Here is a 26,444-nt window from a genome sequence, read left to right on the forward strand (position 1 = left end):
ACCGGCTACTCCAGGAACGCGGACGGTGGGGGGCGGCGGGCTGCCGCCCCCGCTCCCGTTCCGGCGTCCGTTCCCGCGTCGGTGCCCTGCGTGGCGCCGCCCTGGGTGCCCGTGGTGGTGCCGGCGTTGGTCTGGCCGCCTTGCGTCTGGCCTCCCTGGGTCTGGCCCCCGTTGTTCTGGCCCCCCTGGTTCTGGCCCCCCTGGTTCTGGCCTCCGTTGTTCTGCCCGCCCTGGTTCTGGCCGTTCGTCCCGTTCGGGGGCGTGGGGCGGTTCGGGCGGCCGGGGCGGCTCGGGAAGGGTTCCTCGGGGGTTTCCTCCGGGGAGGTCGGCTCGAAGCTGGGCGTGGGCGGGGGCGGGACCGCGCCCGGCTGGAGTTCGAGGTCGAAGTCCTCGGGCTCGGTGCCCTCCAGGGCCGTCTTCGTGTAGGCGGCCCAGATGCGGGCCGGGTAGCCGCCTCCGCCGATGCGCGCCTCGCCGAGGGCTCCGTACAGGGATTCCAGGGTTCCGGTGTCGGGGTCCTGGCCCATCATCGAGACCACCGTGACGAGGTTCGGGGTGTAGGCGGCGAACCAGGCCGAGCGGTCCAGTTCGGCGGTGCCGGTCTTGCCGGCGGCCGGGTGGCCGGCGGCGAGGGCCGCGGTGCCGGTGCCGTTGTCGACGACGCTGACCAGCATGGACGTGGTGGTGTCGGCGGACTCGCGGCTGACCGCCTGGGTGCGGGGGCGTTCGGGGAGGCCGATGGTGTCGTCCTCCTTGGTGATCTTCTCCAGGAAGGTGTACGGGGTGCGCCGGCCGTGGTCCGCGAGGGTCGCGTACGCCTGGGTCATGTCGAGGACGCTGGCCTGGAGGGTGCCGAGCGCCATGGCGGGGCCCAGGACGAAGTTCGGGGTGTCCTCGGGGATGCCCAGGTCGACGGCGGTCTTCTTGACCTTCACCGTGCCGACGTCGACGACCATCTGCGCGAAGACGGCGTTGACGGAGAGGTCGGTGGCGGCGTTGACGGTGATGTTCCCGTAGGAGACCTGGCCCTCGTTCTCGGGGGCGTAGGGGACCCGGCTGCCGACGACACGGCGCTTGTTGTCGCCGTTGTAGATCGTGTACGGGGTGATGCGGCGGCCGTCCTGGGTGCGGGAGTCGTTCTCGACCGCGGCCGCGAAGACGAACGGCTTGAAGGTGGAGGCGACCTGGTAGTCGTGGCGGGTCGCGTTGTTCACGTACTGCTTGGTGTAGTCGATGCCGCCGTACATGGCGACGACCTTGCCGTTGGAGGGGTCGATGGAGACGCCTCCGGCGCGCACGTAGCGGTCGGCCTTGCGGGTTTCCGGTTCGAGCTTGCTGATGACCTGGGCGTTGACGGCGTCCACGAAGGCGTTCTGGCGGCGCTTGTCGATGGTGGTGGTGATGCGGTAGCCGCCTTCGGCGAGGGTCTTCTCGTCGAGGATCTTGTTGTCGGTGATGTAGTCCTTGATGGCTTCGACGAGGTAGCCGCGCTGCCCGGAGAGTCCGGCGGCGGGGCGGACCTTGCCCGGTTCGGGGAAGCGGGTGGCGGCACGTTCGGCGGCCGGCATCCAGTCCTTCTTGACCATGCCGTCGAGTACGTAGTTCCAGCGGGCGAGGGCGCGGTCGCGGCCCTGGGGGTGGGAGACGACGTCGAAGGCGCTGGGGGAGTTGAGGAGGGTGGCGAGGTAGGCGCCCTCGGCGGTGGAGAGTTTGCCGACGTCCTTGCCGTAGTAGGCCTGGGCGGCGGCTTGGATGCCGTAGGCGTTGCGGCCGAAGTAGCTGGTGTTCAGGTAGCCCTCCAGGATGTAGTCCTTCGACTTCTCGCGACCGAGTTTGATCGCGATGAAGAACTCCTTGACCTTGCGTTTGATGGTCTGTTCCTGGCCCAGGTAGTAGTTCTTGACGTACTGCTGGGTGATGGTGGAGCCGGATTGGGTGCCCTTGCCGGTGGCCGTGTTCCAGGCGGCGCGGAGCATCGCCTTGGGGTCCACCGCCCGCTCGGAGTAGAAGTCCCGGTCCTCGGCGGCGAGTACGGCTTCCTGGACGGTGCGGGGGATCTGGGAGAGCGGGACGTTGACGCGGTTGACCTCGCCGTCCCGGGCGAGCTGGGAGCCGTCGGAGTAGAGGTACACGTTGGACTGGGCGGTGGCGGCGGAGTTGGCCGGCGGGATGTGGACCAGCAGGTAGCCGGCGACGAGGGCGCCGCCGAGCAGCAGGGCGAGGACGAGTACGCCGCCCAGGACCATGCGCCAGGTGGGGACGAGGCGTCGCCAACCGGTGCGTTGGCGGCGGGGCTTCTTCCCGGGCTTGGGGGGCTTGCCGCCGCGCCGTGCCCGTGGCTGCTGCGGCTGTTCGTCGGGGGAGTCCGGGTCGCGAGGGGTCCAGCCCGGGGGTGGTGACTGGTCGCTCATCTGCGGGGACTCCTCGCCGCCGTTCGAAATATCCACTTCTGTACCTCATTGTGTCTACCCGATGGCCGGTGATTCCGCTCCGGACGGGCGTAAATCGGTCGCGTGGATCGCCCCTCCGCACTAAGCTCGCGCGCTTTGGCCGACGTAGGAACGACGTGGAAATGGGAGGGATACGGTGCGTCAGCGAGTGGGCCTCTACCTGGCGGTGGCCGCGGGCGGGTTCCGGCGCTACGCCACGTACGGGACGGCGACGGCGGCCGGTGTGTTCACCAACACCGTGTTCGGTTTCATCGTCGCGTACACGTACATCGCGCTGTGGGACGAGCGCCCCGGGCTCGGCGGGTACGACCAGGCGCAGGCCTTGACCTTCGTGTGGATGAGCCAGTCGCTGCTCGCCGCCGCGGCGATGTTGGGCGGCGGCTTCCAGGAGGAGATCCAGGAGCGGGTCCGTACGGGCGACATCGCGGTCGACCTGTACCGGCCGGCGGACCTCCAGATGTGGTGGCTGGCCTCGGACATGGGCCGGGCGGGCTTCCAGTTGGTGGGGCGCGGGCTGCTGCCGCTGCTGGCGGGTTCGCTGTTCTTCACGCTGGCGCTGCCGGCCGATCCGGTGCGTTGGGCGCTGTTCCTGGTGTCGGTCGGGCTCGGGCTGGTGGTGAGTTTCGCGGTGCGCTATCTGCTGGGGCTGATGGCGTTCTGGCTGATGGACGGGTCGGGGATCAATCTGGTGGCGACGGTGGTCTCGATCTTCTTCTCGGGGATGTTGCTGCCGCTGACCGTCTTCCCGGGCGGTTTCGGGGAGTTCGTGCGGGTGCTGCCGTGGTCGGCGATCCTGCAAGTGCCGATCGACGTGTTGATGGGTACGCACGCGGGGGCCGGGAGCGTGGCGCGGGCGCTGGGGTTCCAGGCCGGTTGGGCGCTCGTACTGCTGGGCGTGGGACGGGTGTTGCAGTCGGCGGCGACGCGCAAGGTGGTGGTGCAGGGTGGCTGAGACGGCGCTGGTGGAGCGGGGGCCGGAGCGTGAGCCGGAGCCGGACTCCGGGCGGGCCGCGGTGGTTTCCCCGCGCGAGGAGCCGCGGCGGCGCAGCCGGGCGGTGGAGGGGGTGCGGGGCTACGGGCTGATCGTGCGGATGTGGATCCGGTCGACGATGACGTACCGGACGTCCTTCCTCCTGTCGGCCTTCGGGAACGGGGCGATCACCCTCCTCGACTTCGTCGCGATCTACATCATGTTCTCCCACGTGGACGTGCTGGGCGGTTTCACGCTGCCCGAGATCGCGCTGCTGTACGGGACGGCCTCGGCCTCCCTGGGGCTGGCGGACCTGCTGATCGGCAACACGGACCGGATCGGGGTCCGGATCCGGGACGGTTCGCTGGACACGATGCTGGTGCGTCCGGTTCCGCTGCTCGCGCAGGTGGCGGCGGACCGGTTCGCGCTGCGCAGGCTGGGGCGGGTGGCGCAGGGGCTGGGGGTGCTGGGCTGGGCGCTCTGGGAGCTGTCCGCGGAGCTGGACTGGAGCGTCGGCAAGGTGCTGCTGGTACCGGTGATGATCGTGTCGGGGGCGGGGATCTTCGGTGCGGTGATGGTGGCGGGGGCGGCGTTCCAGTTCCTGGCGGGGGACGCGGCGGAGGTGCAGAACTCCTTCACGTACGGCGGGAACACGATGTTGCAGTACCCGCCGACGGTGTTCGCGAAGGACCTGCTGCGCGCGGTGACCTTCATCGTGCCGTTGGCCTTCGTCAACTGGCTGCCGGCGCTGTACGTGCTGGGGCGGCCCGATCCGCTGGGGCTGCCGGGGTGGGTCGCGTACCTGAGCCCGCTGGTGGCCTTCGTGGTGTTCCTGCCCGCGTCGCTGGCGTGGCGTGCGGGTGTCCGTTCGTACCGGAGTACGGGGAGTTAGCTGTGCGGGATGCGGAAGACGTGCTGATCTCACTGGACGGCGTCGAGAAGGTCTTCGACGTACGGCGTCGGGTGGGCCCGCTGCGCCGGGAGAAACGCCAGGTCAGGGCGGTGGACGGGATCAGCTTCGAGGTGGCCCGCGGTGAGGTGGTCGGCTACATCGGGCCGAACGGCGCGGGGAAGTCGACGACGATCAAGATGCTGACGGGGATCCTGACGCCGAGCGGCGGCCGGCTGCGGGTCGCGGGCATCGATCCGGCGCGGGACCGGATGCGGCTGGCGCGCCGGATCGGGGTGGTGTTCGGGCAGCGGACCACGCTGTGGTGGGACCTGCCGCTGAGGGACTCGTACGGGCTGATGCGGCGGATGTACCGGATCCCGGAGGCGCGGTTCCGGGAGAACCTGGAGCGCTGCGTGGAGCGGTTGGACCTCGCCGCGTTGCTGGACGTGCCCGTACGACAGCTCTCGCTGGGCCAGCGGATGCGGGGGGACATCGCGGCGGCGCTGCTGCACGACCCGGAGGTGCTGTACCTGGACGAACCGACGATCGGGCTGGACGTGGTGAGCAAGGCGAAGGTGCGCGGCTTCCTACGGCAGTTGAACGAGGAGCAGGGGACGACGGTGCTGCTGACCACGCACGACCTCCAGGACATCGAGCAGCTCTGCGAGCGGGTGATGGTGATCGACCACGGGCGCCTGATGTACGACGGCCCGCTGGGCGGGCTGCACGCGGCGGGCTCGGTGGCGGAGGCCGAACGGACCCTGGTGGTCGACCTGGAGCGGGAGTTCGCGCCGATCGAGGTGGCGGGCGCGCGGGTGGTGAAGGTGGAGGGCCCGCGGCAGTGGCTGGCGTTCCCGGCGGGGGCCTCGGCGGCGCCGCTGGTGGCGGCGGTGGCGGCGGAGTACCCGCTGGTGGACCTGTCGGTACGGGAGCCGGACATCGAGGACGTGATCGCGCGGATGTACGCGGGGCGGGGATGAGGTCTCCCCGGGCGGCGCATAGGGGGAATCCCGGGGTCGGCCTCCGGGTACAACTCCGGGTCCACCCCATACAACTGGCGCCGATCCCTGCATAGTCTGGTGCGCATGAGTGACGACGAGCGGGCGCAGGTGCCGTTGCCGGAGCTGAGGGCGTCCGACGCCGACCGCGAGCGGGTGGTGGAGCGCCTGCGGGACGGCCTCGCCGAGGGCCGGCTCGACATGGAGGAGTTCGAGGAGCGGCTGGAGGCGGCGTACAAGTCGCGTACGTACGCGGAACTGGAGCCGCTGACGCGGGACTTGCCGGCGGTGGGCGCGGCCGCGCCCACCCGGTCCGCGGCGCCGGTGTCCGGGGGCGCGGGCTGGCCGGCCCGTATCGGCGGCGCGGGCACGTCGACGGCCGCCGTGGCGATCATGTCGGGTTTCCAGCGCAAGGGCCGGTGGACGGTCCCGGCCCGCTTCGACGCGGTGGCGTTCTGGGGCGGCGGTGAGCTGGACCTGCGCGAGGCGGACTTCGCGCAGCGGGAGGTCGTGATCAACTGTGTCGCGATCATGGGTGGCATCCAGGTCATCGTGCCGCCGGGGGTGGCCGTGGACCTGCGGGGCATCGGCATCATGGGCGGCTTCGACCAGCGCCTCGGCGGCGATCCGGTGGACCCGGACGCGCCGCGGGTGATCGTGACGGGCTTCGCGTTCTGGGGCGGGGTCGACGTGAGGGTGAAACCGCCGAAGCAGCCGAAGCGCCCGAAGGGCGGCCCGTCGCTCCGCAAGGAGCTGTAGCGGGGCGGGGCGCGGCCGCCGTGCCGGGGCGGCGCGTGGCGGTTCGGCCGCGGGCCGTGCGCACGGGGCTCCGCCCCGGACCCCGCGCCTCAAACGCCGGCGGGGCTGGGTGGTGTCCCCCGGGCGGGACCGGCCTGGTGGGGCGGTGCCCCGGGTCAGTGAGGGGGGAGCGGGGGTCCTGCGGGGCGTCCCCGCAGGAGGAGCGCGCAACCGGGCTCAGTGGTCTTGCGGTGCCTACGTGCGCGAGGACGAGGAGCCGCCCCGGAGGGACGCCATACCCAGCACCGCCGGCGTTTGAGGCGCGGGGTCCGGGGCGGAGCCCCGGATCTTTGAGGGAACGGTGTCCCCTCGCGGGAGCGAAAGGGCGTGGCGGGAACTCCCCGGGCCTCCCGGGAGTCGGATGCTATGCAGACAAAACCGGCGCCCCCGGGGGAAGGCAGGAGCACGTGACGAACCGCACCACCGCCGGAGGCGATGCCACCGGCCCAGGGGACAAGGGCAGCGCCGGCGCCGCCGGTTTCGTGTTCAGCGCCGCGGACGAGGAGCGTCGCCGCGGTGTCCGCCGGATGAAGGCCACCGCGACCGGCCTCCTCGCCCTGGTCGCGCTGGTCTACGTACTGGCCAAGGTCGCCACGCACGCCTGGGGCGCCGGCGCCTGGGCCGGCTACGTGGCGGCCGCCGCCGAGGCCGGCATGGTCGGCGCGCTCGCGGACTGGTTCGCCGTCACGGCCCTCTTCCGGCACCCGCTCGGCCTGCCCATCCCGCACACCGCGATCATCCCGACCAAGAAGGACCAGCTCGGGGTCTCCCTCGGGGAGTTCGTCGGCGAGAACTTCCTTTCTTCCGACGTGGTCCGGGCCCGCCTCCACGCCCTCGGCATCGGCGGCCGCCTCGGTGCCTGGCTGGCCGAGCCCGCGCACGCGGACCGCGTCACCGCTGAGCTCGCCACGGCCCTGCGCGGAGCGCTGACCGTACTGCGCGACTCCGACGTCCAGGCCATCGTCGGCGAGGCCGTCACCCGCCGCGCCGAGACCGCCGAGATCGCCCCGGGCATCGGCAAGACCCTGGAGAAGGTCGTCGCGCAGGGCGGCCACCGCCGGGCCGTCGACCTGATCTGCGCCAAGGCCCACGACTGGCTCGTCACGCACGAGGGGTCGATCACGGACGCCGTCCAGGGCGGGGCCCCCGGCTGGACCCCGCGGTTCGTGGACCGCAAGGTGGGCGAGCGCGTGTACAAGGAGCTGCTCCGCTTCGTCACCGAGATGCGGGACATGCCGGAGCACCCGGCGCGCGGGGCGGTGGACCGCTTCCTGACGGACTTCGCGGCCGACCTCCAGTCGGACACGGAGACCCGCGCCCGCGTCGAGCGCCTGAAGTCCGAGCTGCTCGCCCGCGACGAGGTCCAGGACGTCATCACCTCCGCCTGGACCGCCATCCGTACGATGATCATCTCGGCGGCGGAGGACGAGCGCAGCGAACTGCGCCTGCGCGTCCGCTCCTCCCTGATCTCCCTCGGTGCCCGCCTGGCCACCGACGGCCGCCTCCAGCAGAAGGTGGAGGGCTGGATCGAGGGCGCGGTCGTCTACGTGGTCACCACGTACCGCACCGAGATCACCTCGCTGATCACGGACACGGTCGCGGCCTGGGACGCCGAGCACACCTCCCGCAAGATCGAGGCCCACATCGGTCGCGACCTGCAGTTCATCCGTATCAACGGCACGGTGGTCGGCGCCCTGGCGGGCCTCCTGATCTACACGGCGTCCCGCGCCCTGGGGGCGTAGGGGGCGCGTCTCAGCCGCGGTCGGCGACGGCCCAGGAAGCGGCGGCGACGACGCCCGCGACTCCGAAGACGGCCGGCCAGGCGCCGACCTTCTTGGCGAGCGGGTGCGAGCCGGCGAAGCCCGCCACGTAGAGCGCTCCGAGCCCCGCCGCCACGGGGACGCCGCCCCTGCGGTGCCATTCCCGGCCGGCCATGACCCCGGCGGCGCCGAGCACGACGCCGCCGAGGGGCCGCTTCTTGGTCCAGCGGGCGACGGCGTATCCGCCGACCAGTCCTGCCGCCGCCACCGCGGAAGTCGGTACCCGTGCCATGTCGAACTCCTCTGGTCTTCTTGTCGTACGGGTTTTCCTGTGAGGCTAACGCGACCGCCGGGCCGCCCGGCGACCGCCCGACACTCCGGCGAGCAGCAGCACGGTCGCTCCGATCACGGCGTTCGGCACCGAGTCCCGCAGCGAGCGCGGCAGCAGCGCCACGACGCCGAGGACGAGGAGGAAGGCGAGCGCGCACCGTCCGGCGGCCCGAATCAGTCTGTCCATGGCCTCTCAACTCCGGCGCGGGGCTCCCCGACACGGAGCGCCGGGAGGGGATTTGTCGCACACTCGCCGGATCCGTGCGATGTGTGTCTTCGGAACCCGGACGGCATAAATTCGCTCTCCCACCCAAACGGGAGAAACCCGCCCTCCGCGCTCGCCCCGACCGCTCGACATCAGGAGCCAGGACATCGTGATCTGCTACGGACCTGCCGTCCTCGACCTCGCGGACGAACTGGTCGACACCTACGCCGACGTCTTCTCGGCCCCGCCGTGGAACGAGGATGAAGAAACCATTCGCCAGTTCGCCGGCCGTCTCCAGGCGGACACCCGGCGCCATGGGTTCCGCGCGGCCCTCGCCCAGTCGGAGGCCGGCATCGACGGCTTCGCCACGGGCTGGGTCACGCCCGCCGTCTTCCCCCGGGACCGCGCCTACCCGCAGGTCGCGGCCCAACTCGGCCCGGGGCGGGTGCGCGGGCTCCTGACCGGCGCGCTGGAGATCGACGAACTCGCGGTACGCCCCCACGCGCGCGGCCGGGGCACCGGACGGACCCTCCTCACCGAGATGACGGCCGACGCCCCGGACGGGAAGGCGTGGCTGCTGACCTCCCGCCTCGCCACCGACACCGTGGCGACGTACCGCCGCCTGGGCTGGCACGAGGTCCCGGCCCTCCCCGGCACGGAGACCGGGGTGATCGTCTTCCTGTCCCCGGACCACCCGGACCGATAGACCGGGGGACGGGTACACCCTCCCGGAAACGGGGCATACCGGCGGCATGACCACCGCACAACAGCCCAGGGTGGCCCGCAGGCAGCTCGGCATGGCCACCCGGCACCAACTGGTCGGGGCCGGTGTCCCGGACGGCACGATCACCTCCCGCACCCGCCCGGGAGGTCCCTGGCAGCGGTTGCTGCCCCGGGTCTACCTCCTCCAGACCGGCCCCCCGGACGCGCGCCGGCGGGCCCTGTCCGCCGTCCTGTACGCCGCCGAGCCGGCCTCGGACCCGCTGACCGGTGACACGGCCGCCCTCACCGGGGGCGCCGCCCTCGCCCTGCTCGGCATCCGCGAGGCCCCGTACGACCCGGCGGACGTACTGATCCGCGCCCCGCGCAGGCTCAAGCCCACCGCCGGGGTCCGCCCGCTCGCCACCTCCCGTTGGCCCCGCACCATCACCGTCTCGGGCGTCCCCAGCACCCGCCCCGTCCGCGCGGCGAGCGACTTCGCCTCCCGCGCGGACCATCCCGACCGGATCCGCTCGGTCCTCGCCCACGTCGTCCAGGCCGGCTGGTGCCACCCCCGCGACCTGCACGCCGAACTCCGGGCCGCCCGCCTGCTCACCCGCCCCGCGGTCCGCGCCGCCGCGGCGGAACTCCTCGTCGGAGTACGCTCGTTCGCCGAGGCCCAGGCCCGCGACGCCCTCACCGCGACGGACCTCCCGACCCCCCTGTGGAACGCCCGCCTCCACACCCCGGACGGCACCTTCCTGGCCACCCCGGACGCCTACTGGCCCGACGAGGGCGTCGCCCTGGAGATCGACTCGGCCGAGTACCACTACACCCGCGACTCCTGGCACGCCACCCTCCGCCGGCGCCTGCGCCTGGAGGCGCACGGCATCCTGGTGGTCAGCGCCACCCCGTCGATGATCCGCGACACCCCGACCGAGGTCCTCGCGGCCCTCCGCGCCTTCCTGGCACTGGCCGCCGCACGCCCCACCCCGCCGACGGCCGTGGCCCGCGGCCACCACCAGCTCCCGCTGCCCTTCTGAGGGGTGTGTCGGACCCACGGTTCACAATGGGGGTGTGGAGAAACTGGCAACGACGGCCACCGTGCGCACTCGAATGAGTCGCCAGAAGAGCCGCGACACCGGCGTCGAGGTGGCCCTGCGCAAGGCACTGCACGCCAACGGGGCCCGGTACCGGATCCACCGGAAGCCGGTGAAGGGCGTGCGGCGCGAGGCCGACATCGTGTTCGGGCCCGCCCGCGTGGCCGTCTTCGTGGACGGCTGCTTCTGGCACGGCTGCCCCGTGCACGCCACGTGGCCGAAGAACAACGCCGAGTTCTGGCGCGCCAAGATCGAGGGCAATCGGCGTCGGGACGTGGACACGGACGCCCGGCTGGCCGAGGCGGGTTGGCTGGCCGTGCGGGTCTGGGAGCACGAGCGGGCGGACGAGGCGGCGGTTCGCGTCCTGTCCGTCGTCGAGGGCCGTCGGCCCGAAGCGCGGTCCAGGGCCCAACAGGCCGGACCCGTAACGGACATGTGAGATCGCGCGCCGCGCCGGGCCGGCCGTACCGGCTCGGCCGTGCCGGCTCAGCCGTGCCGGGTCAGGAAGGTGTGGATGGCCTGCGCCAGCGTCCTGCCGAGGCCGACGGGCACGGCGTTCCCGATCTGACGGGCGATCTCGACCTTGGTCCCGTACCACTTGAACGTCTCGGGGAAGCCCTGGATGAGCGCGGCCTCGTAGTGGGTGATCGGGCGGTGCTCCGTCGGGTGCAGGTAGCGGCCCTTTTCGGGCTTGTAGAACTCCGTACGGATCGTCACCGAGGGCGCGTGCTTCCGCATGCGGCCCATGACGTCGCCGGATCCGGAATTGTGCCTGTCCCAGCTGTCGGTGGAGAGGTAGAACTCCTGCCCCTTCAGCCGGCGGTAGTCCTTCTCGGTGGAAAGGCGAATGCGGCCCGTCCGGTCGAGGCGGTAGCTGACCCCGCGGAGGTTGTTCCGGTTCCCGTTCTCGGGAATCGCCATGTACCGGGCCCGGGAAAGGTCCTCCGGGTTCCGGCCGAAATGGAGATCCGCCGTGAGGTAGTGCCCGGGGACGGCGCCGGCGGAATCCGCCGCGCCGCGCGGATCGGGCATGCGCTCCAGTATCGGGCGCTTCGCGGAGACGTCGAAGACCGTCGACACCGGAACCCAGCGGGGCAGGGGCCGACCACCGGGCTCGGAGCCGAAGAGGGAGTCCTGCGCCCCGTCGGACGCGTGGCCGTTCTTGTGGTGCGTCGGCTCGGGGTGCCGCAACGGTTCGGCGAAGTCCTTGTGGGTGCAGATGACGATGACGCGACGTCGCGCCTGCGGGACCCCGTAGTCGGCCGCGTTCATCACCGCGGGCACGACCGTGTAGTCGTGGAGCGGATGCCCCGGGGTCGCGGAGGCGGAAAGCAGCTCCGCGTACTGGGGGGACTTCAGGAAGCGGTCGACGTTCTCGATGACGAAGACCTTGGGGTGGACCTTGGCCACCACCCGCACGTACTCCTGCCAGAGCTCGTTGCGGGGGTCCGTCGGATCCTCCCTGCCGAGGCCGGAGAAGCCCTGGCACGGCGGGCCGCCCATGATCACGTCGACCTGGCCCTTGAAGGGCGTGGGATCGAACTTCGCGATGTCACCGGCGAAGACGTGGGCACCGCCGAAATTGGCGGAGTAGGTGGCCGCGGCGGCCCGGTCGAACTCGACGGCGGCGACCGACGTGAACGGACTCGTCGTTCCCGTGGGGGTGTAACGGGCGAACCCAGAGGAAAAGCCCCCAGCCCCTGCGAACAGGTCCATGACGCGGATCTGCCCAGGTTGAGACGGCTGGGACTGCTTTCTGGTCATGGGGGTCAAGTGTAGTCACCGAGCCCCAGGCCCAGCGCGCCTTCGCCCACTTCATCAGGCCTGTAGCGCGGCCATGACGGCAGCGCCCAGCGCCCGCCCGACCGGAGGCGGCGAGGCGTGGCCCACCTGTCGGTACATCGCGGTCTTGCGGCCCTCGATCCGCCACGAGGGAGGGAAGCCCTGGAGGATCGCGGCCTGGGCCACGGTCAGCGGCATCATGCTCGTCCGACCGGACTCCGGAGCCCAGCGGAAGTCGGGGCCCGGCACGGCGTCGGCCACCGTCGCCCCGTCGACGCCCATGCGGGCCCATGCCCGCTTGGAGCCCGTGGGTCCCAGGTCGGCGCCGCCGCGCTCCCAGGAGCCGCCGACGAGGGTGGGGGCCGGCTGGTCGGCCTGCGCGGCCCACCGGGGCGCCTCGGCCCAGCCGCCGGCGGACATCGAATCCAGCAGGGCCTCGCCCACCGTCCTGTGCGGAAGGGTCGTCGGAGTCGGCACGACGAAGGAATCCAGTAGGTCCCCCTTGAAGGCCACCAGAATTCCCTGCCGCCGAATCTGCGGAACACCGAAATCCGCCGCATTCACGACGAACCACGCATGGCGGTAGCCGAGGTGTGAGAGTTCCTCCGCGACGAAGGACCGGAGGGGCGCGTAATCCGGCTTCGTCACCAGGTCCGGCACGTTCTCGACGAGCAGCGCCCTGGGTTGTACGCCGTAGAGCAGCAGCATCGTGGCGCGAAGCAGTTCGAGTTCGGCCTCGCTGTCGCGGCGTGCCACGGCGGCCGTCGCCTTGACCCGGGGCAGGCCCGCCGACAGCAGGTCCACGTCGTAGGTCTCGGTGTGCTCGCACGGATCGAAGTCGAGGAGGTTCGTTTCGAGGACCTTCCACGAGGGACGGTTGGCGCGCAGGGTCCGGCAGGCGACATCGCGGTTGTCGAGCAGGAGGACGGGATCGAAGCCGGCCTGTTCGAGGCCCAGGGCCAGTCCGCCGGCGCCCGAGCAGACGTCCAGGGAACGCAGCCGCCGTGTCGTTCCCGTGTTCATGCCGCCCCCGCGTTCCCCGTGAGGTGGCGGGACGGGTCGACCGCCCCGCCGCCGCTCACCGGGAGGGTGGCCGTCGTCGACCTCCGAGACGTCGATGATCGCACCGGCCTCGGCTCAGGGGCGGGTGGCCGCGTGGCACTCGTTGTACGGCTTGCCCGAGGTGCACCAGCACGGCGCGTTCGGCGGCGGGGGCCAGGGGGTGGCCTTGCCGCGGGCCGCCAGGGTGGTGGCGTATTCGGCCAGGAGGGACGGGGAGGCCGGCGAGGTCTTCTCCGATGCCGCGAAGGCTTCGTACGAGGGGACGCTGGCCGTCACGATGCCGAGGTTCGTGGTGCCCGAGGCGGCCAGGGCGCGGAGGGAGGTTTCGATGTCCCGCAGGTGGGCCTCGTGCGAGGCGTACTCGGTGGCCAGGGTGGGGTACGAGGTGAGGAGCTCCGCCAGTTCGCGGGCCGGCCAGTGCAGGATCGCCACCGGGAAGGGGCGGGAGAGGGCGGCGCGGCGGTCGCCCAGTTCGGCGCGGAGGCGGGCGATTTCGGCGCGGAGCTCGGCCGGGTCGTCGGATCCCAGGGCCCAGATGCGCTTCGGGTCGTGGAGTTCGTCGAGGGGGATCGGGCCGATGTGGCGGGTGTCGGCGACCATGTCCCAGTCGTCGTGCTGGAGCCCGAGGAGGCGGCGGACCCGGTGGCGGCCCGTCAGGAGGGCCGTGGTGGCGGGGGTGAGGGGCTCGTCCTCGGTGATGAGGAGGGTCGCCGCCTCGGTGAAGCAGTCGAGCGAAGCCTGCAACTCGTCGTGGGTTTCCAGGGATTCGGCGATGACCTCCCAGGGCGCCGGGTCCTTGGGGGCGGCCGAGCGGATGCCCGAGATGAGGGCGCGGGCCTCGGGCTCGTGGCCGTACTCCCAGAGGTTCGCGGCCTGGAGGGCCTTGATCAGGTGGGGGTTGGCGGGCGAGCCGGCGAGGAGTTGGTCGTACAGCGCGCTGGCGCGGTCCCGGGCGTCGCCCAGTTCGAGGTGGGCCGCGGCCTGGAGGAGCAGGGGCTCCTGGTCCTCGGGGTAGCGGGTCGCCGTGCGGATGAGGCGCTCGGCTTCGGCGATGTGCTCGGCAGGCGTGTCAGGGCGCATGGTTGACACCGTACTGCTGCTGGTCAGTTGGCGGGGGAAGACTTAAGGTGCCGCCCGTGCGAGATCGTGTGGATCGGGTGCCCGTGGTGGTGCAGGGGGGCGGCCGGCGACTGGGCCGGGCCGGGGTCGCGCGGTTGTTGTGGGTGGCGGCCGAGGCGATCACCACGGTGGGCGTGTTGGTGGCGTTGCTGGTGGTGCACCAGGTGTGGTGGACCAACCGGGAGGCCGTGGCCGCCGCGCGGGAGCAGGTCCGGGCGTTGGAGGGGGAGTGGGGGGATTCCCCGCCCGTGCCCTTCGTCCCGGGTGACGACGCCGCTGCTCCTTCCGATTCGCCGGCACCTCCCTCTTCCTCGTCTCCACCGGCTCCTCCTGCCGGTTCCGGTGGGGGGACGGCGGCCGGTGGGTCGGCGGCGTCCGGCCCGGCACCTGCCCGGGACCGGGCGTACGCCGTGCTGCGCATCCCGCGGCTCGGGCTCTCGGTGCCCGTCGCGCAGGGGGTCGACAAGCGGGCCGTGCTCGACAAGGGGTACGTCGGCCAGTACCCCGGGACCGCGCAGCCCGGGGAGCGGGGGAACTTCGCGCTGGCCGGGCACCGCAATACGCACGGGGAGCCCTTTCGGTACGTCAACCGGCTCAGGGCGGGTGACGAGCTGATCGTCGATGTGCGGGGGCGGAGGTACACGTACGTGGTGGGCCAGGTGCTGGGGGAGACGAGCGAGCGGGACACCGGGGTGATCGCGCCGGTCCCGCGGAGCATCGTGAAGCCGGGGTACGGGTACGACGAGCCCGGCGCCTACATCACCCTGACCACGTGCACGCCCGAGTACACCTCCAAGTACCGGCTGGTGGTGTGGGGGGCGTTGAAGGGATAGCCGGGTCGGTCGTCGGTGGGTGCCGTTAGTATCGATCAACAGTGCTTGACCGTTTGGGCGTTCGAGTGGGGGAGGGGGCGGTGCGGATGACCGGGCGACGACGCGACGGTGCGCGCTCGCTGTCCTTCCTCCTGTTCTCCCGGACTTCGCGGGCACTGGCCCTCCTGTTGCCGCTGGTGCTGCTCGGGGGAGTGCTCGGACTCTTCGCCGGAGAGAGCGGGCTGGCGGGTGTGGTGGTCGCCCTCGCGGTCACCGTGGCCGTGAGTGCCCGGGCGCTGGCCGCCGTCGCGCGGCTCGTGCGGCCCGTGGCACCGCATCGAATACGGACGAAGATCCGTGATCGTGAGCAGCGCACGGCGTTCCTGCCGCAGCGCGATCCGGACGCGTCGGGCCGGTCGCGGCCCAGGGCGCCGGGCCGTCTCGTCCTGACGGCCACGTAGGGGCGCACGGTTCGGCGCAGTTCGCCTCCCTGTCGGATCCCTGGGTTTCCCTTTCCCTCACCGTTGTCGCCCCTCGTGGGTCGTCACGCCGGAATGCATCGCTTTCGACGTTCGACGAGACCCTCCGGAGGGCCCGCGTGTCCGTTTTTGTTCGTGTTGTCGTCGAGCTGGGCCGGCTGCTTGAGCCGGTGCTGGCCGAGTCCGCGACCGCTGCCGCGATCGTGCTGTTCACCGTGCTCGTGCGGCTCGCGCTGCACCCGCTGAGCCGGGCCGCCTTCCGGGGCGCGACCCCGGTGGCGGGATGCCTGCCGGTGCTGCTGCAGCTGCCGGTGTTCTTCCTCATGTACCAGGCGTTCTCGTCCGGGCAGGAGCTGCTGGGGGAGCGGTTGATCGGGGTGCCGCTCGGCGCCCGGTGGGCGGACGCGCTGGGGGACGGAGGGCTGCTGGGGGCGCAGGGGCTGGTGTTCCTCGGGCTGTTCGCCGCCATCGGCGTGGTCGCGGCCTGGAGCGCGGTACGGGGGAGGCGGGCCGCCGCCGCCGCGCCGGCGCCGGTCCTGCCCGCGTCCGGGAAGGGCGCCGCGGCCGGGCCGGCGCTCACCGCCGAGCAGCAGGCGGCGATGCGCAAGCTGGGCGGCGTACTGCCCCTGCTGTCCTTCGGGACGCTGATCACGGCCGCGGTGGTGCCGCTGGCCGCCGGTCTGTACCTGCTGACCACGACCGCCTGGTCGGTGGCGGAGCGGGTCTGGCTGCAGTCCCGCGGAGGAGTGCGTTCCAGTCTGTGAACAGGGTCTTGCGGATTGGGTGGGTTTCTTGGAGGATCGACCAATCCTCCGATGGCCGCAACCCATCGGCCGGCCCGTGGCACGCCCATGGGTCGACCACCCACGACCACGGGAGAATGCCCATGAAGCTGCTGCGTGTCGGACCCGTCGGGTCGGAGCGCCCCGCGCTGCTCGACCAGGACGGGACCCTGCGTGCCCTGTCCGGCCTGATCACGGATGTGGACGGCGCCGTGCTCGCCGACGACGCCGTGCTGTCCCGCGTGCGGGAAGCGGCGGCATCCGGGGAGCTTCCGGTGCTGGACGCCGAAGGCCTGCGGATCGGTGCCGCCGTCGGGCGCATCGGCAAGGTCGTGGGCATCGGGCTGAACTACTTCGGGCACGCGGCCGAGATCGGCGCGGAGCCGCCGGCCGAGCCGATCCTGTTCCTGAAGGCCGCGGACACCGTCGTCGGCCCCGACGACACCGTGCTCATCCCGCGCGGCAGCGTGAAGACCGACTGGGAAGCCGAGCTGGGCGTCGTCATCGGCAGCACCGCCCGCTACCTGTCCTCCGCCGAGGAGGGTCTCGCGCACGTCGCGGGCTACGTGCTGGTCAACGACGTCTCGGAGCGCGAGTTCCAGATCGAGCGCGGCGGGACCTGGGACAAGGGCAAGAACTGCGAGACCTTCACCCCGCTCGGCCCGTGGCTGGTCACGGCCGACGAGATCCCGGACCCGCAGGTGCTCGGAGTCAAGCTGTGGGTCAACGGCGAGCTCAAACAGGACGGCAACACCTCGGACCAGATCTTCCCGGTCGGCGAGGTCGTCCGGTACCTGAGCCAGTTCATGACCCTGTACCCGGGCGACGTCATCGTCACCGGCACGCCGGGTGGCGTGGCCATGGGTCAGCCCGAGCCGAAGCCGTACCTGCGGGCCGGTGACGTCGTGGAGCTGGAGATCGAGGGCCTCGGCCGTCAGCGCCAGGAGTTCAAGGGCGCGTAGCGCTCGGCATGCAGAGGGGCGGGCCGCCGGTGGCGGCCCGCCCTTTCGCGCACCCGGGAGCTACAGCTCGACGGTCACGCCGTCGCGGGAGGACCTGCGGGCCGCCTCCAGGACGTCCAGGCAGTGCGCGGCCTCGTACGCCGTGACCGGTGCGGGGCCGCCCTCGCGCAGGGCGGCGGCCACGGCCGCGTAGTACGCCGGGTAGTCGCCCGCCGCCGTGCGGACCGGGATGCCGCCGCCGGTCAGCGGCGATTCGCCGGAGCCGATGAGCCCCCAGAGGTGCTCGGGCTCCTCGCCCCACGGGACGCCCGGCGTCGGGCGCAGGCCCTCGCGCAGGGCGCCCTCCTGGGGGTCGAGGCCGTACTTGACGTACCCGGCCCGCGAGCCGAGGACGCGGAAGCGCGGTCCCAGCTGGGCGGTGGTCGCGCTGACGTAGAGGTGGGAGCGGATGCCGTTAGCGTGGGTGAGGGCGATGAAGGTGTCGTCGTCCGCCTCGGCGCCCGGGCGGCGCACGTCGGTCTCCGCGTAGACCCGTACGGCCGGGCCGAAGAGCACCAGGGCCTGGTCGACGACGTGGCTGCCGAGGTCGTACAGCAGGCCGCCGATCTCCTCCGGCGCGCCGGACTCCCGCCAGCCGCCCTTGAGCTGCGGGCGCCACCGCTCGAAACGGGACTCGAAGCGCTGGATCTCGCCGAGCTCGCCATCGGCGAGGAGACGGCGCAGGGTGAGGAAGTCGTTGTCCCAGCGCCGGTTCTGGAAGACGGAGAGGAACGTTCCGCTGCCGTCCGCGAGGGCGGCCAGTTCGCGGGCCTCGGCGGCGGTCGCGGCGAGCGGCTTGTCCACGACGACGGGGACGCCGAGGGTGAGGGCGGCGGTGGCCAGCGGGACGTGGGTCTTGTTGGGGGAGGCGATCACGACGAGGTCGAGGTCCGGCCCCGCGTCGAACAGGTCCTCGGCGGAGGGGGCGATGCGGACGTCGGGGAACTCGGCGCGGGCCTGGGCCTGCCGGGCCGGGTCGGAGGTGACGACCGTGTCGAGGACGAGCCCGTCGGTGGCGGCCACGAGGGGGGCGTGGAAGACGGAACCGGCGAGTCCGTAGCCGATGACGCCGACGCGGAGGGGTGCGGTACTCATGGGATTACTTTGGCAACAGTGTTGCCAAAGTGCAAGGAGGGTGGAGAATGGCCGGGTGAACAGGGGTAGTGGGGACTGGCGTGGCGGCGTGAACCTGCCGGGGGTGCGCGGGCACAACGAGGCCCTGCTGCTGGACCTGCTGCGCGGAGCCGGCCCACAGGGGCTGGACCGCGCCGCGCTCGCCGCCCGTACGGGGCTCACCCCGCAGGCCGTCAGCAAGATCACGGCGCGGCTGGCGGCGGACGGCCTGGTCGCGGAGGCCGGCCGCGCGGCGTCCACCGGCGGCAAACCGCGGACCCTGCTCAGGCTGGTGCCGGAGGCGCGGTGCGCGGTCGGCGTGCAGATCGACCGCGACGAGCTTCGGGCGGTACGCGTCGACCTCGCGGGCGGGCTCCTCGCCGAGAGCCGCGGCCCGCTCGACTTCGGCGCCGGCCCGGACGCGGTGGTCGAGGAGGTCGTACGGGCCTGTGCACGGGTGCGGGGGCCGGCGCTGCTCGGGGTGGGTGTGGCCGCGCCGGGGCCGCTGGATTCCGCGCGCGGGCTGATGGGGCGGGTGACGGGCTTTCCCGCGTGGGAGGGGTACCCGCTGCGGGAGGCGCTGGAGCGGCGGCTGGGGGACGCGGCGCCGGTACGGGTGGACAAGGACACCAACGCGGGCGTCGCCGGGTCCGTACCGGCCGGGGCGACCGGCGGGGCCGCGTACCTGCACGTCGGCAGCGGGCTCGGCGCGGGGCTGTGGCTGGGCGGCGGGGTCTATCGCGGGGGCCGGTCGGCGGCGGGCGAGTTCGGGCACCAGGTGCTCAGCCTGGACGGCCCGCCGTGCCGGTGCGGGGGGCGCGGGTGCGCGGAGGTGCTGTGCCTGGACGCGGTGGCCCGCGGGGACCTCGTCGAGGCGGCGCGGATCCTGGGGGAGGGGGCGGCGAACCTGGTGGCGCTGCTGGACGTGGACCGGGTGCTGTTGGGTGGGCGGGTCGTCGAGGCGGCCCCGGAGGTGTTCGTGGCCGGCGTCGGCGGGGTGCTCGCGGCGCGGCGGCTGAACCCCGATCCGCCGGTGGTCGCGGTGGCGGCGGTGGGCGTGGCGGAGGGCGCGGCGGAACTGGCCCTGGCCCCGTTCTTCGGCCGCACGGGCTGATCCGTCGTACGCGAGTGCTCGGCGGGGCGGCCCAGGTGACACCCCCGCAGGGGCGTCGCACGCCCGGCCCCGACGGCCCACCCTGCGGCCCGACCCGGGGTGCCGCTGCGCGGAGCCGGTCCCCTACCCGCCCTTCCACCGTTCCCCGGGCTCTGCCCGGACCCTCCCCCGGCTACCGCAGGGAGGTAACCCCGTCCCCAAACGCCGGACGGGCTGAAAAATCCAGCCCCGCCGGCGTTCGAGGCGCGGGCGCGGAGCGCCGTAGGGGGAGCACACGGCGGGCCGGCGCGGCTCGTCCGCCGATTGGGCGGAAAGCGGGGCCGGGCGGGCGCGGCTGCGATCGGGAGTGCGGACGGCATGGCAGGGTGCGGGCTGAGCCGGGGTGATTGTCGGCTGGTCCGACCAACGTCCCGTCCCGTCCTGTCCAGTTCAGTTCGGTCCAGTCCGACTAGCAGTGAGGGTCCTCCATGCGGCGACTGCGCAAAGCACTGGCCCTCACCGCCGTCCTCTGCGCCGCAGCGGTCGCCACCGCCCCCACCGCCGGCGCGGACATCGGCACCGGCGGCGGTGCCCGTCCCGCCCCCGCGATGCCCTCGCGCGCCCTCGCCACCTGCGGCGACGGGAAGAGCGCCGCGTTCCCCATCGGGGCACGCATCCGCGGCGGGCCGGCCGTGTACCGGACCGGCGGCGGACCGCAGAGCTGGTACCTGGACCTGACGAACGGCACGAACACCCAGTGCAAGGCCATCCACCCCGTCATCGTCTTCACGGACAAGGCCCGCGCCCTGCGCCCCGCGCACCTGCGCATGGACTTCGACGCGCCCGGCGGCCCCTTCCCGGTCAGCCTGGAGCGGACCGACCGCGACGAGATCATCGCGGTGTTCGACGGCGGCGACGCGTTCCCCGGGTTCTCCGTCGGGCCCGGCGGAAACCTGACCGTCAAGGTCTCCCTCGCCTTCGCCCCGGACGCCCCCACCGGCGAGGTCGTCGCCGACGCGGCCCTCGTGCAGCGCAAGGGCGACGACGGTGACTGGGTCGGGGAGGCGGGCGGATACCGGTTCTCCGTCGAGGGCCCGGACAGCGACGCCGACGGGTACGGGGACGGGTACGGGGACGGCTACTGGGACGGGGACGTCGGTGCGGCGGGCTCCCTCGCCCACACCGGCGGCGGCCACCACGACCTGGCGTACGGGGTGTACGGGGCGGGTGGCGCCGCCGTCGCCCTCCTCGCCGGCGGCGGGCTCGTCCTCGGCGCCCGGCGCCTGCGAAACCGCCCCCGCTGAACCGCCCCCGCTGAACCGCCCCCGCTGAACCGGCGCCGCCGACCGGCCCCCGAACCCCCGTACCGCGGCCGGGACATCCCTCCCGCATAGAGTCCCACCGTGGAAGAACAGAACCCGCCGCACCGCCCCGGCTCACCCGTGCGCTCCGGTATCCCCGAGCACGGCCGCATCCCCAAGTACTACGCCGTCAAGGCCCGGATCGCCGGACTGCTCGACGAGCTCGGCGAAGGCGGCCTGTTGCCCACCGAGCGGGATCTCGCCGAGCGGTACGAGGTGTCCCGCGAGACCGTCCGCCAGGCCCTGCGCGAGCTCCTGCTGGAGGGCCGGCTGCGCCGCTCCGGCCGAGGGACCGTCGTCGCCGGGCCCAAGTTGGAGCAGCCGCTGTCGCTGGCGAGCTACACCGAGGGCGTACGGCGTCAGGGCCGGCGCCCGGGGCGTCACCTCATCGGTCTGGAGCGGTTCCCCTGCCCGCCCGACCTCGCCCCCGGCATCGGCGCCGAGGCCGGCGAGCCCGTCTGGCACCTGGAGCGCGTGCTGCTCGCGGACGACGAGCGCGTCGGCCTGGAGAGCACGTACATCCGGGTGGCCCGCGCGCCCCGCCTGGACAGCGATTTCCGGCCCGACTCCTCCTTCTACGGATATCTGCGCGACAGCCTCGGGATCTCCTTCGGCGACGCCGACGAGAAGCTGGAGACGGTCCTCGCGACCCCCCGCGAAGCCCTGCTGATCGGCACCCCGCCCGCGCTCCCGATGCTGCTCATCCACCGCTTCTCGCGCGATACGGACGGCCGACCGCTGGAGCGGGTGCGTTCGCTCTACCGTGGTGACCGGTTCAGCTTCACGACCCGCCTGCGCCCCGAATAGACGGCCGGGAAACGGCGCATAGGGGGTGGAGCGGGGCGAAGCTCAAACGCCATTCGATCACGAGAAGGTAACGGGTCTAGGCCAAGTTTGGGGGGCTGTTCACCGACGCGTTGTCCTTCGGATCCCCCTCCGTCACGGCGCGCGGCCACTTTGGTCGGCGTGAGAGTCATAGTCGTCGGAGGCGGCGTGGTCGGCACCATGCACGCCTGGCAAGCAGTCCAACGCGGCCACGAGGTCGTCCAGATCGAGCGCGAGGCGGAGGCCCGTGGCGCGTCCCTGCGCAATTTCGGCCAGATCTGGGTCAGCGGTCGGGCGGGGGGCGAGGAGCTCGACACCGCCCTGCGGGCCCGCGAGCTCTGGGAGAGCATCGGCGCGGAGGTGCCCGGCCTGGGCTTCCGCGCCATCGGCTCCCTCACCCCCGTCCGCGGCGAGCGCGAGTACGCCGTCGCCGAGGCGGCCCTGGCCCGGCCCGATGCCGCCGCCCGCGGCTACGAGCTGGTCGGCGCCGAGGAGGCCCGGCGGATCAACCCGGCCCTGCGCGGCGGGTTCGACGCCGCCCTGTGGTGCGAGCGGGACGCGGCCGTCGAGCCGCGCACCGCGCAGCCGCACCTGCGGGCGGCGCTGACGGCCACCGGCCGCTACACCTTCCTCCCCGGGCGCGAGGTCCGCGAGGTCGTCGGTACGGGCGCCGTCCGCGACGACCACGGTGACGTCCACCGCGGCGACGTGGTCGTCCTCGCCACCGGAGCCTGGCTGGCCGGCCTGGTCCGCGAACTGGCCCCCGAACTGCCCGTGCGCCGCGTCCGCCTCCAGATGATGCAGACCGCCCCGCTCGGCGAGCCGCTGACCACCTCCGTCGCGGACGCCGACAGCTTCCGCTACTACCCCGCCTACAAGAGCGAGGCCCTCGACGCGCTCAACGCCGAGCAGGCGCAGGCACCGGTCGCCGCCGAGCACAAGATGCAGCTGCTCATGGTCCAGCGCCTCGACGGCGGTCTGACCATCGGCGACACCCACGAGTACGAGCACCCCTTCGCGTTCGACACCCTCGAAGACCCGTACGAGCACCTCGTCGGGGTCGTCGAATCCTTCCTGGGCCGCCCGCTGCCGAAGATCCGGCGCCGCTGGGCGGGCGTGTACGCGCAGTGCACCGACACCACCCGCGTCGTCCACCGCCGGCAGGTGGCCGACGGCGTCTGGCTGGTGACCGGACCCGGCGGACGCGGCATGACGTGCTCGCCCGCCATCGCCGAGACCACCGCGAACGAACTGGGCTGGTGAGCCGCATGACCACCGAACACAACGACAACGGCAGCAGGCTGATCGTCCTCGACATGGCCGGCACCACCGTCGCCGACGGCGGCCTCGTCGAGCGGGCCTTCGAGCGGGCCGCCGGCCACCTCGGCGTCGAGCCGGGCAGCGCCGATCACGCCGCGAAGCTCCAGTACGTCCGCGACACCATGGGCGAGTCGAAGATCTCCGTCTTCCGCCACCTCTTCGATACGGAGGAACTCGCCCAGCGCGCCAACTCCGCCTTCGAGCAGGCCTACGGCGAACTCGTCGACGCCGGCCTGATCTCCGAGATCCCCGGCGCCCGCGCCGCGATCGAGCGGCTCCGCGCCGAGGGCCGCACCGTGGTCCTGACCACCGGCTTCGCCCGCGTCACCCAGGACGCCATCCTCGACGCGCTCGGCTGGCAGGGCCTCGCCGACCTCACCCTCTGCCCGGCGGACGCGGGCGGCCGCGGCCGCCCGTACCCGGACATGGTGCTCGCCGCCTTCCTGCGGACCGGCGCCGTGGACGACGTACGCGAGATCGTGACCGCCGGCGACACCGCCTACGACATGCTCAGCGGCACCCGCGCCGGCGCGGGCACCGTCGCAGGCGTCCTCACCGGCGCCCACGACCGGGCGGCCCTGACCGGACACGGCGCCACCCACGTACTCGACTCCATCGCCGAACTCCCGGCGCTCCTGGCCGCGCCCGCCCCCCGGGCGGAGTCGGCGTGAGCGGCATACGTTTCGAAGGGGTCAGCGTCGCGTACGGCGGCAACACCGTCCTGGACTCCCTCGACCTCACCGTCGAGCCCGGCGAGGTGATGGCCCTGCTCGGCCCCTCCGGCTCGGGCAAGACCACGGCGCTGCGCGCGGTCGCCGGATTCGTCCGCCCCGCCGCCGGCCGCGTGCTCATCGGCGGCCGGGACGTCACCGCGCTCCCGCCGCACAAGCGCGGCATCGGCATGGTCGTCCAGCAGTACGCCCTCTTCCCGCACATGCGCGTCGAGGACAACGTCGCCTTCGGCCTCAAGGCGCAGAAGGCGCCCAAGGCGGAGATCCCCGGGCGGGTCGCCGAGGCCCTGGAACTCACGGGCATGGCCGCCTACGCCAAGCGCTACCCCCGCGAGCTGTCCGGCGGGCAGCAGCAGCGCGTCGCCATCGCGCGGGCGCTGGCCATCCGCCCCGGGGTCCTCCTCCTGGACGAACCCCTCTCGGCCCTCGACGCGCAGCTGCGCTCCGGGATGCTCGCGGAACTGGCCCGGCTGCACCGCGAGTTGCCGGACGTCTCCATCCTGTACGTCACGCACGACCAGGTGGAGGCGCTCACCCTCGCCGACCGGATCGCCGTCATGGACAAGGCCCGGCTCCAGGACTGCGGGACCCCGCAGCAGCTGTACCGGGCCCCGCGCACCGAGTTCACGGCGTCGTTCGTCGGCAACGCGAACCTGCTGCCGGTCACGGTCGCGGAGGGCGGCGCGGTGTTCGCCGGGCGGCCCCTGGCCCTCGACTCGGGCCGGGCCCTGCCCGGCTCCACGGCCACCTTGTGCGTACGGCCGCACCTGCTCGGCCTCGGCGACGGCCCGAACGCGCTGAGCGGCACGATCGCCGAGGTCCAGTGGCGGGGATCCACGCACCGGCTGTACGTGGACGTCGACGGGCACCGCGTGAAGGCGGACCTCCCCGAACTGCGGGAGACTCCGGCGTTGGGGGACCGGGTGACGCTGCACTTCGAACCGCGCGATGCGGTGCTGCTGGCCGCAGGGGTGTCCGATGGCTGAGGCCACGCGGCGTGCGGCCGCCGGCGTCCCGACCCGGCAGGCCCCCACCGGGGAGGCTCGGGGCTCCGCCCCGGACCCCGCGCCTCAAACGCAGGCGGGGCTGAAAGATCGGGGCTCCGCCCCGGCCCACCGGCATGTGCCGCCGTGGGTGTGGTCCGTGCCGCCCGTCGTCGTGCTCGCGCTCGTGTTCCTGTACCCGCTCGGGCTGGTGGTCCAGCAGTCGTTCAGCCCGGAGAACGGGGGCGGTGCCTTCGACGCGTACGGGTCCGTCCTCGCCTCCGCCTCCTTCCGCGAGGCGCTCGGGAACACCGTCTGGCTCGCCGTCGGCGCCACCGCCGGCTGTCTCCTCCTCGGTTTCACGCTCGCGCTGATCATCGCGTTCGTGCCCTTCCCCGGGGCCCGCGGCGTCGCGAAGTTCATCGACGTCTTCCTCTCCTTCCCCTCCTTCCTCATCACCCTCGCGCTGCTCTTCATCTACGGCACCGTCGGCATGGCGAACGGGGTCTGGACCGACCTCACCGGCGCCGCCGAAGGGCCGTTCCACTTCCTCACCACCCCCTGGGGCGTCCTCCTCGCGGAGATCACCTACTTCACGCCCTTCGTGATGCGCCCGCTGCTCGCCGCCTTCTCCCAACTGGACACCGCCCAGCTGGAGGTGGCGTCGAGCCTCGGCGCCCGCCCCGCCCGGATCGTGCGGAAGGTGATCCTCCCCGAGGCCCTCCCGGCCCTCGCCGCCGGCGGCAGCCTCGTCCTGGTCATGTGCCTCAACGAGTTCGGGATCGTCCTGTTCACCGGAGCCAAGGACGTCACGACCCTTCCGATGCTGATCTACGGCAAGGCCATCCTCGAATCCGACTACTCGGCCGCCTGCGTGGTCGCCGTCGTCAACATCGCGATCTCCGTCGGCCTGTTCGGCCTCTACCGGGTGGTGGGCAAGCGTGCTGGTGCATAGCAAGACCGGCCGCTGGGCCGCCTGGGGCCTGTTCGGCCTCCTCTTCCTGCCGCTCTTCGCCCTGCCCCTGCTCGTCGTGGTCGCGGCCTCCTTCGCCACCCGCTGGTCCGGGGCCTTCCCCTCCGGCGCGACCACCGCGAACTACGCCTCCGCCGTACGGGGCGAGTCCCTCCAGGCCCTGACCACCAGCCTGGTCACCGCCGTGGTCGCGAGCCTGCTCGCGCTGACCGTCGGCACCTGGGCCGCGCTGGCCGGCGCCGCACTGAAGAAGCGGGGCAAGCGGGCCATCGACGCGCTGTTCATGCTGCCCGTCGCCGTGCCGTCCGTGGTCGTCGGCCTCGCCGTGCTCGTCGCCTTCAGCCGGCCCCCGGTGCTGCTCAACGGCACGAGTTCCATCGTCATCCTGGCGCACACCGTTCTTGTCACGGCGTTCGCCCACCAGTCGGTTTCGGCCGCCATCGTTCGTCTCGACCCGGCCTACGAGCAGGCGGCGGCCTCCCTGGGCGCCCGCCCCTCGTACGTGCTGTGGCGGGTCAAGCTCCCGCTCCTGCTGCCGTCGCTCACGGCGGCCGCCGGGCTCTGCTTCGCCCTGTCCATGGGTGAGCTGAGCGCCACGATGATGCTCTACCCGCCGGACTGGATGCCCCTTCCCGTCCGGATCTTCACGGCCACCGACCGCGGTTCGCTCTACGGCGGCTCCGCCGTCGCCGTGGTCCTGATGGCCGCCACGCTGATCGTCCTGCCGGCGGTCTCCCGGATCCGCACCAGGGCCTCGTACCGCTGACCGGTTCCCCGGATTCCCTCGCTCGCCACCCCCGCCAAGT

27 protein-coding genes are annotated in these 26,444 nt (G+C 72.7%); 20 read left to right on the top strand and 7 right to left on the bottom strand.

Annotated elements, in window-relative coordinates; translation table 11 throughout:
* Positions 1 to 5 precede the first annotated feature (5 nt).
* Positions 6 to 2,411: a transglycosylase domain-containing protein gene (locus ACFYYJ_RS28165; protein WP_389136686.1), complete on the bottom strand. Its 2,406-nt coding sequence runs from the start codon at positions 2,409 to 2,411 to the stop codon at positions 6 to 8.
* Between the two features lie 187 nt (positions 2,412 to 2,598).
* On the opposite strand from ACFYYJ_RS28165, the gene ACFYYJ_RS28170 reads away from it, so the two are divergent.
* From ACFYYJ_RS28170 to ACFYYJ_RS28190, 5 genes are all read left to right on the top strand, one after another.
* Positions 2,599 to 3,402: an ABC transporter permease gene (locus ACFYYJ_RS28170; RefSeq protein ID WP_385124877.1), complete on the top strand. Its 804-nt coding sequence runs from the start codon at positions 2,599 to 2,601 to the stop codon at positions 3,400 to 3,402.
* A gap of 61 nt (positions 3,403 to 3,463) precedes the next feature.
* Positions 3,464 to 4,312, top strand: coding sequence for an ABC transporter permease (locus tag ACFYYJ_RS28175; RefSeq protein ID WP_389136689.1), 849 nt, complete (start codon positions 3,464 to 3,466; stop codon positions 4,310 to 4,312).
* A gap of 2 nt (positions 4,313 to 4,314) precedes the next feature.
* On the top strand, positions 4,315 to 5,292 hold the full coding sequence (locus ACFYYJ_RS28180) for an ATP-binding cassette domain-containing protein (RefSeq protein WP_385363687.1): 978 nt from the start codon (positions 4,315 to 4,317) through the stop codon (positions 5,290 to 5,292).
* A 105-nt stretch (positions 5,293 to 5,397) separates the two neighbouring features.
* The gene (locus ACFYYJ_RS28185; RefSeq protein ID WP_389136502.1) at positions 5,398 to 6,069 is read left to right on the top strand and encodes a DUF1707 domain-containing protein; all 672 of its coding nucleotides are present in this window, start codon (positions 5,398 to 5,400) and stop codon (positions 6,067 to 6,069) included.
* Between the two features lie 446 nt (positions 6,070 to 6,515).
* Entirely contained in the window at positions 6,516 to 7,850 is a 1,335-nt protein-coding gene (locus ACFYYJ_RS28190) for a DUF445 domain-containing protein (protein WP_385124760.1), read from the top strand.
* 10 nt (positions 7,851 to 7,860) lie between these two features.
* On the opposite strand, the gene ACFYYJ_RS28195 is transcribed toward ACFYYJ_RS28190, so the two are convergent.
* Positions 7,861 to 8,160 carry a hypothetical protein gene (locus ACFYYJ_RS28195; protein ID WP_385124762.1) on the bottom strand — a complete coding sequence of 100 codons (300 nt, stop codon included), beginning with the start codon at positions 8,158 to 8,160 and terminating at the stop codon, positions 7,861 to 7,863.
* A gap of 45 nt (positions 8,161 to 8,205) precedes the next feature.
* Positions 8,206 to 8,385 carry a hypothetical protein gene (locus ACFYYJ_RS28200; protein WP_385124764.1) on the bottom strand — a complete coding sequence of 60 codons (180 nt, stop codon included), beginning with the start codon at positions 8,383 to 8,385 and terminating at the stop codon, positions 8,206 to 8,208.
* A 187-nt stretch (positions 8,386 to 8,572) separates the two neighbouring features.
* Between ACFYYJ_RS28200 and ACFYYJ_RS28205 the strand changes: the two genes are divergently transcribed.
* From ACFYYJ_RS28205 to ACFYYJ_RS28215, 3 genes are all read left to right on the top strand, one after another.
* Complete coding sequence (locus ACFYYJ_RS28205) at positions 8,573 to 9,109, top strand: GNAT family N-acetyltransferase (protein WP_385363690.1); 537 nt, start codon at positions 8,573 to 8,575, stop codon at positions 9,107 to 9,109.
* Positions 9,110 to 9,155: 46 nt separating this feature from the next.
* A complete protein-coding gene (locus ACFYYJ_RS28210) occupies positions 9,156 to 10,145 on the top strand; it encodes a hypothetical protein (protein WP_385363691.1) in 990 nt (329 codons plus the stop codon).
* Positions 10,146 to 10,206: 61 nt separating this feature from the next.
* Complete coding sequence (locus ACFYYJ_RS28215; protein ID WP_385363698.1) at positions 10,207 to 10,641, top strand: very short patch repair endonuclease; 435 nt, start codon at positions 10,207 to 10,209, stop codon at positions 10,639 to 10,641.
* Between the two features lie 47 nt (positions 10,642 to 10,688).
* Here the strand turns inward: ACFYYJ_RS28215 and ACFYYJ_RS28220 are convergent, their stop codons facing one another.
* From ACFYYJ_RS28220 to ACFYYJ_RS28230, 3 genes are all read right to left on the bottom strand, one after another.
* On the bottom strand, positions 10,689 to 11,966 hold the full coding sequence (locus ACFYYJ_RS28220; protein WP_385363692.1) for a DNA cytosine methyltransferase: 1,278 nt from the start codon (positions 11,964 to 11,966) through the stop codon (positions 10,689 to 10,691).
* A 54-nt stretch (positions 11,967 to 12,020) separates the two neighbouring features.
* Positions 12,021 to 13,007, bottom strand: a complete 987-nt coding sequence (locus ACFYYJ_RS28225; RefSeq protein ID WP_389136507.1) for a DNA cytosine methyltransferase — start codon at positions 13,005 to 13,007, stop codon at positions 12,021 to 12,023.
* A gap of 114 nt (positions 13,008 to 13,121) precedes the next feature.
* Positions 13,122 to 14,126 carry a tetratricopeptide repeat protein gene (locus tag ACFYYJ_RS28230; RefSeq protein ID WP_385124771.1) on the bottom strand — a complete coding sequence of 335 codons (1,005 nt, stop codon included), beginning with the start codon at positions 14,124 to 14,126 and terminating at the stop codon, positions 13,122 to 13,124.
* 56 nt (positions 14,127 to 14,182) lie between these two features.
* On the opposite strand from ACFYYJ_RS28230, the gene ACFYYJ_RS28235 reads away from it, so the two are divergent.
* The 4 genes from ACFYYJ_RS28235 (at position 14,183) to ACFYYJ_RS28250 (ending at position 17,200) form a co-directional block, all read left to right on the top strand.
* Positions 14,183 to 14,998 carry a class E sortase gene (locus ACFYYJ_RS28235; protein WP_389136510.1) on the top strand — a complete coding sequence of 272 codons (816 nt, stop codon included), beginning with the start codon at positions 14,183 to 14,185 and terminating at the stop codon, positions 14,996 to 14,998.
* A gap of 86 nt (positions 14,999 to 15,084) precedes the next feature.
* A complete protein-coding gene (locus ACFYYJ_RS28240; RefSeq protein ID WP_385124774.1) occupies positions 15,085 to 15,438 on the top strand; it encodes a DUF6412 domain-containing protein in 354 nt (117 codons plus the stop codon).
* Between the two features lie 137 nt (positions 15,439 to 15,575).
* Positions 15,576 to 16,220: a YidC/Oxa1 family membrane protein insertase gene (locus tag ACFYYJ_RS28245; RefSeq protein WP_389136513.1), complete on the top strand. Its 645-nt coding sequence runs from the start codon at positions 15,576 to 15,578 to the stop codon at positions 16,218 to 16,220.
* A 122-nt stretch (positions 16,221 to 16,342) separates the two neighbouring features.
* A complete protein-coding gene (locus ACFYYJ_RS28250) occupies positions 16,343 to 17,200 on the top strand; it encodes a fumarylacetoacetate hydrolase family protein (RefSeq protein ID WP_389136516.1) in 858 nt (285 codons plus the stop codon).
* Between the two features lie 60 nt (positions 17,201 to 17,260).
* On the opposite strand, the gene ACFYYJ_RS28255 is transcribed toward ACFYYJ_RS28250, so the two are convergent.
* Positions 17,261 to 18,334, bottom strand: a complete 1,074-nt coding sequence (locus ACFYYJ_RS28255; protein ID WP_385124777.1) for a Gfo/Idh/MocA family oxidoreductase — start codon at positions 18,332 to 18,334, stop codon at positions 17,261 to 17,263.
* 55 nt (positions 18,335 to 18,389) lie between these two features.
* Between ACFYYJ_RS28255 and ACFYYJ_RS28260 the strand changes: the two genes are divergently transcribed.
* The 8 genes from ACFYYJ_RS28260 (at position 18,390) to ACFYYJ_RS28295 (ending at position 26,404) form a co-directional block, all read left to right on the top strand.
* On the top strand, positions 18,390 to 19,466 hold the full coding sequence (locus tag ACFYYJ_RS28260; RefSeq protein ID WP_389136519.1) for an ROK family protein: 1,077 nt from the start codon (positions 18,390 to 18,392) through the stop codon (positions 19,464 to 19,466).
* Positions 19,467 to 19,933: 467 nt separating this feature from the next.
* A complete protein-coding gene (locus ACFYYJ_RS28265; protein WP_389136522.1) occupies positions 19,934 to 20,749 on the top strand; it encodes a hypothetical protein in 816 nt (271 codons plus the stop codon).
* A 99-nt stretch (positions 20,750 to 20,848) separates the two neighbouring features.
* A complete protein-coding gene (locus ACFYYJ_RS28270; RefSeq protein WP_385124782.1) occupies positions 20,849 to 21,613 on the top strand; it encodes a GntR family transcriptional regulator in 765 nt (254 codons plus the stop codon).
* Between the two features lie 159 nt (positions 21,614 to 21,772).
* Entirely contained in the window at positions 21,773 to 22,894 is a 1,122-nt protein-coding gene (locus tag ACFYYJ_RS28275) for a TIGR03364 family FAD-dependent oxidoreductase (RefSeq protein WP_389136526.1), read from the top strand.
* 5 nt (positions 22,895 to 22,899) lie between these two features.
* Positions 22,900 to 23,622, top strand: a complete 723-nt coding sequence (locus tag ACFYYJ_RS28280) for a phosphonatase-like hydrolase (RefSeq protein WP_389136529.1) — start codon at positions 22,900 to 22,902, stop codon at positions 23,620 to 23,622.
* On the top strand, positions 23,619 to 24,668 hold the full coding sequence (locus ACFYYJ_RS28285) for an ABC transporter ATP-binding protein (protein WP_385360985.1): 1,050 nt from the start codon (positions 23,619 to 23,621) through the stop codon (positions 24,666 to 24,668). Before ACFYYJ_RS28280 ends, ACFYYJ_RS28285 begins: the two co-directional genes overlap by 4 nt.
* Positions 24,661 to 25,620 (top strand): 2-aminoethylphosphonate ABC transporter permease subunit, encoded by a 960-nt coding sequence (locus ACFYYJ_RS28290; RefSeq protein ID WP_385124787.1) that lies wholly within the window; start codon positions 24,661 to 24,663, stop codon positions 25,618 to 25,620. Before ACFYYJ_RS28285 ends, ACFYYJ_RS28290 begins: the two co-directional genes overlap by 8 nt.
* Positions 25,607 to 26,404, top strand: a complete 798-nt coding sequence (locus ACFYYJ_RS28295; RefSeq protein WP_385124788.1) for an ABC transporter permease — start codon at positions 25,607 to 25,609, stop codon at positions 26,402 to 26,404. The genes ACFYYJ_RS28290 and ACFYYJ_RS28295 overlap by 14 nt, the downstream gene beginning before the upstream one ends.
* Positions 26,405 to 26,444 lie beyond the last annotated feature (40 nt).

This window comes from Streptomyces sp. NPDC002467 (assembly GCF_042889825.1).
Taxonomy (GTDB): domain Bacteria; phylum Actinomycetota; class Actinomycetes; order Streptomycetales; family Streptomycetaceae; genus Streptomyces.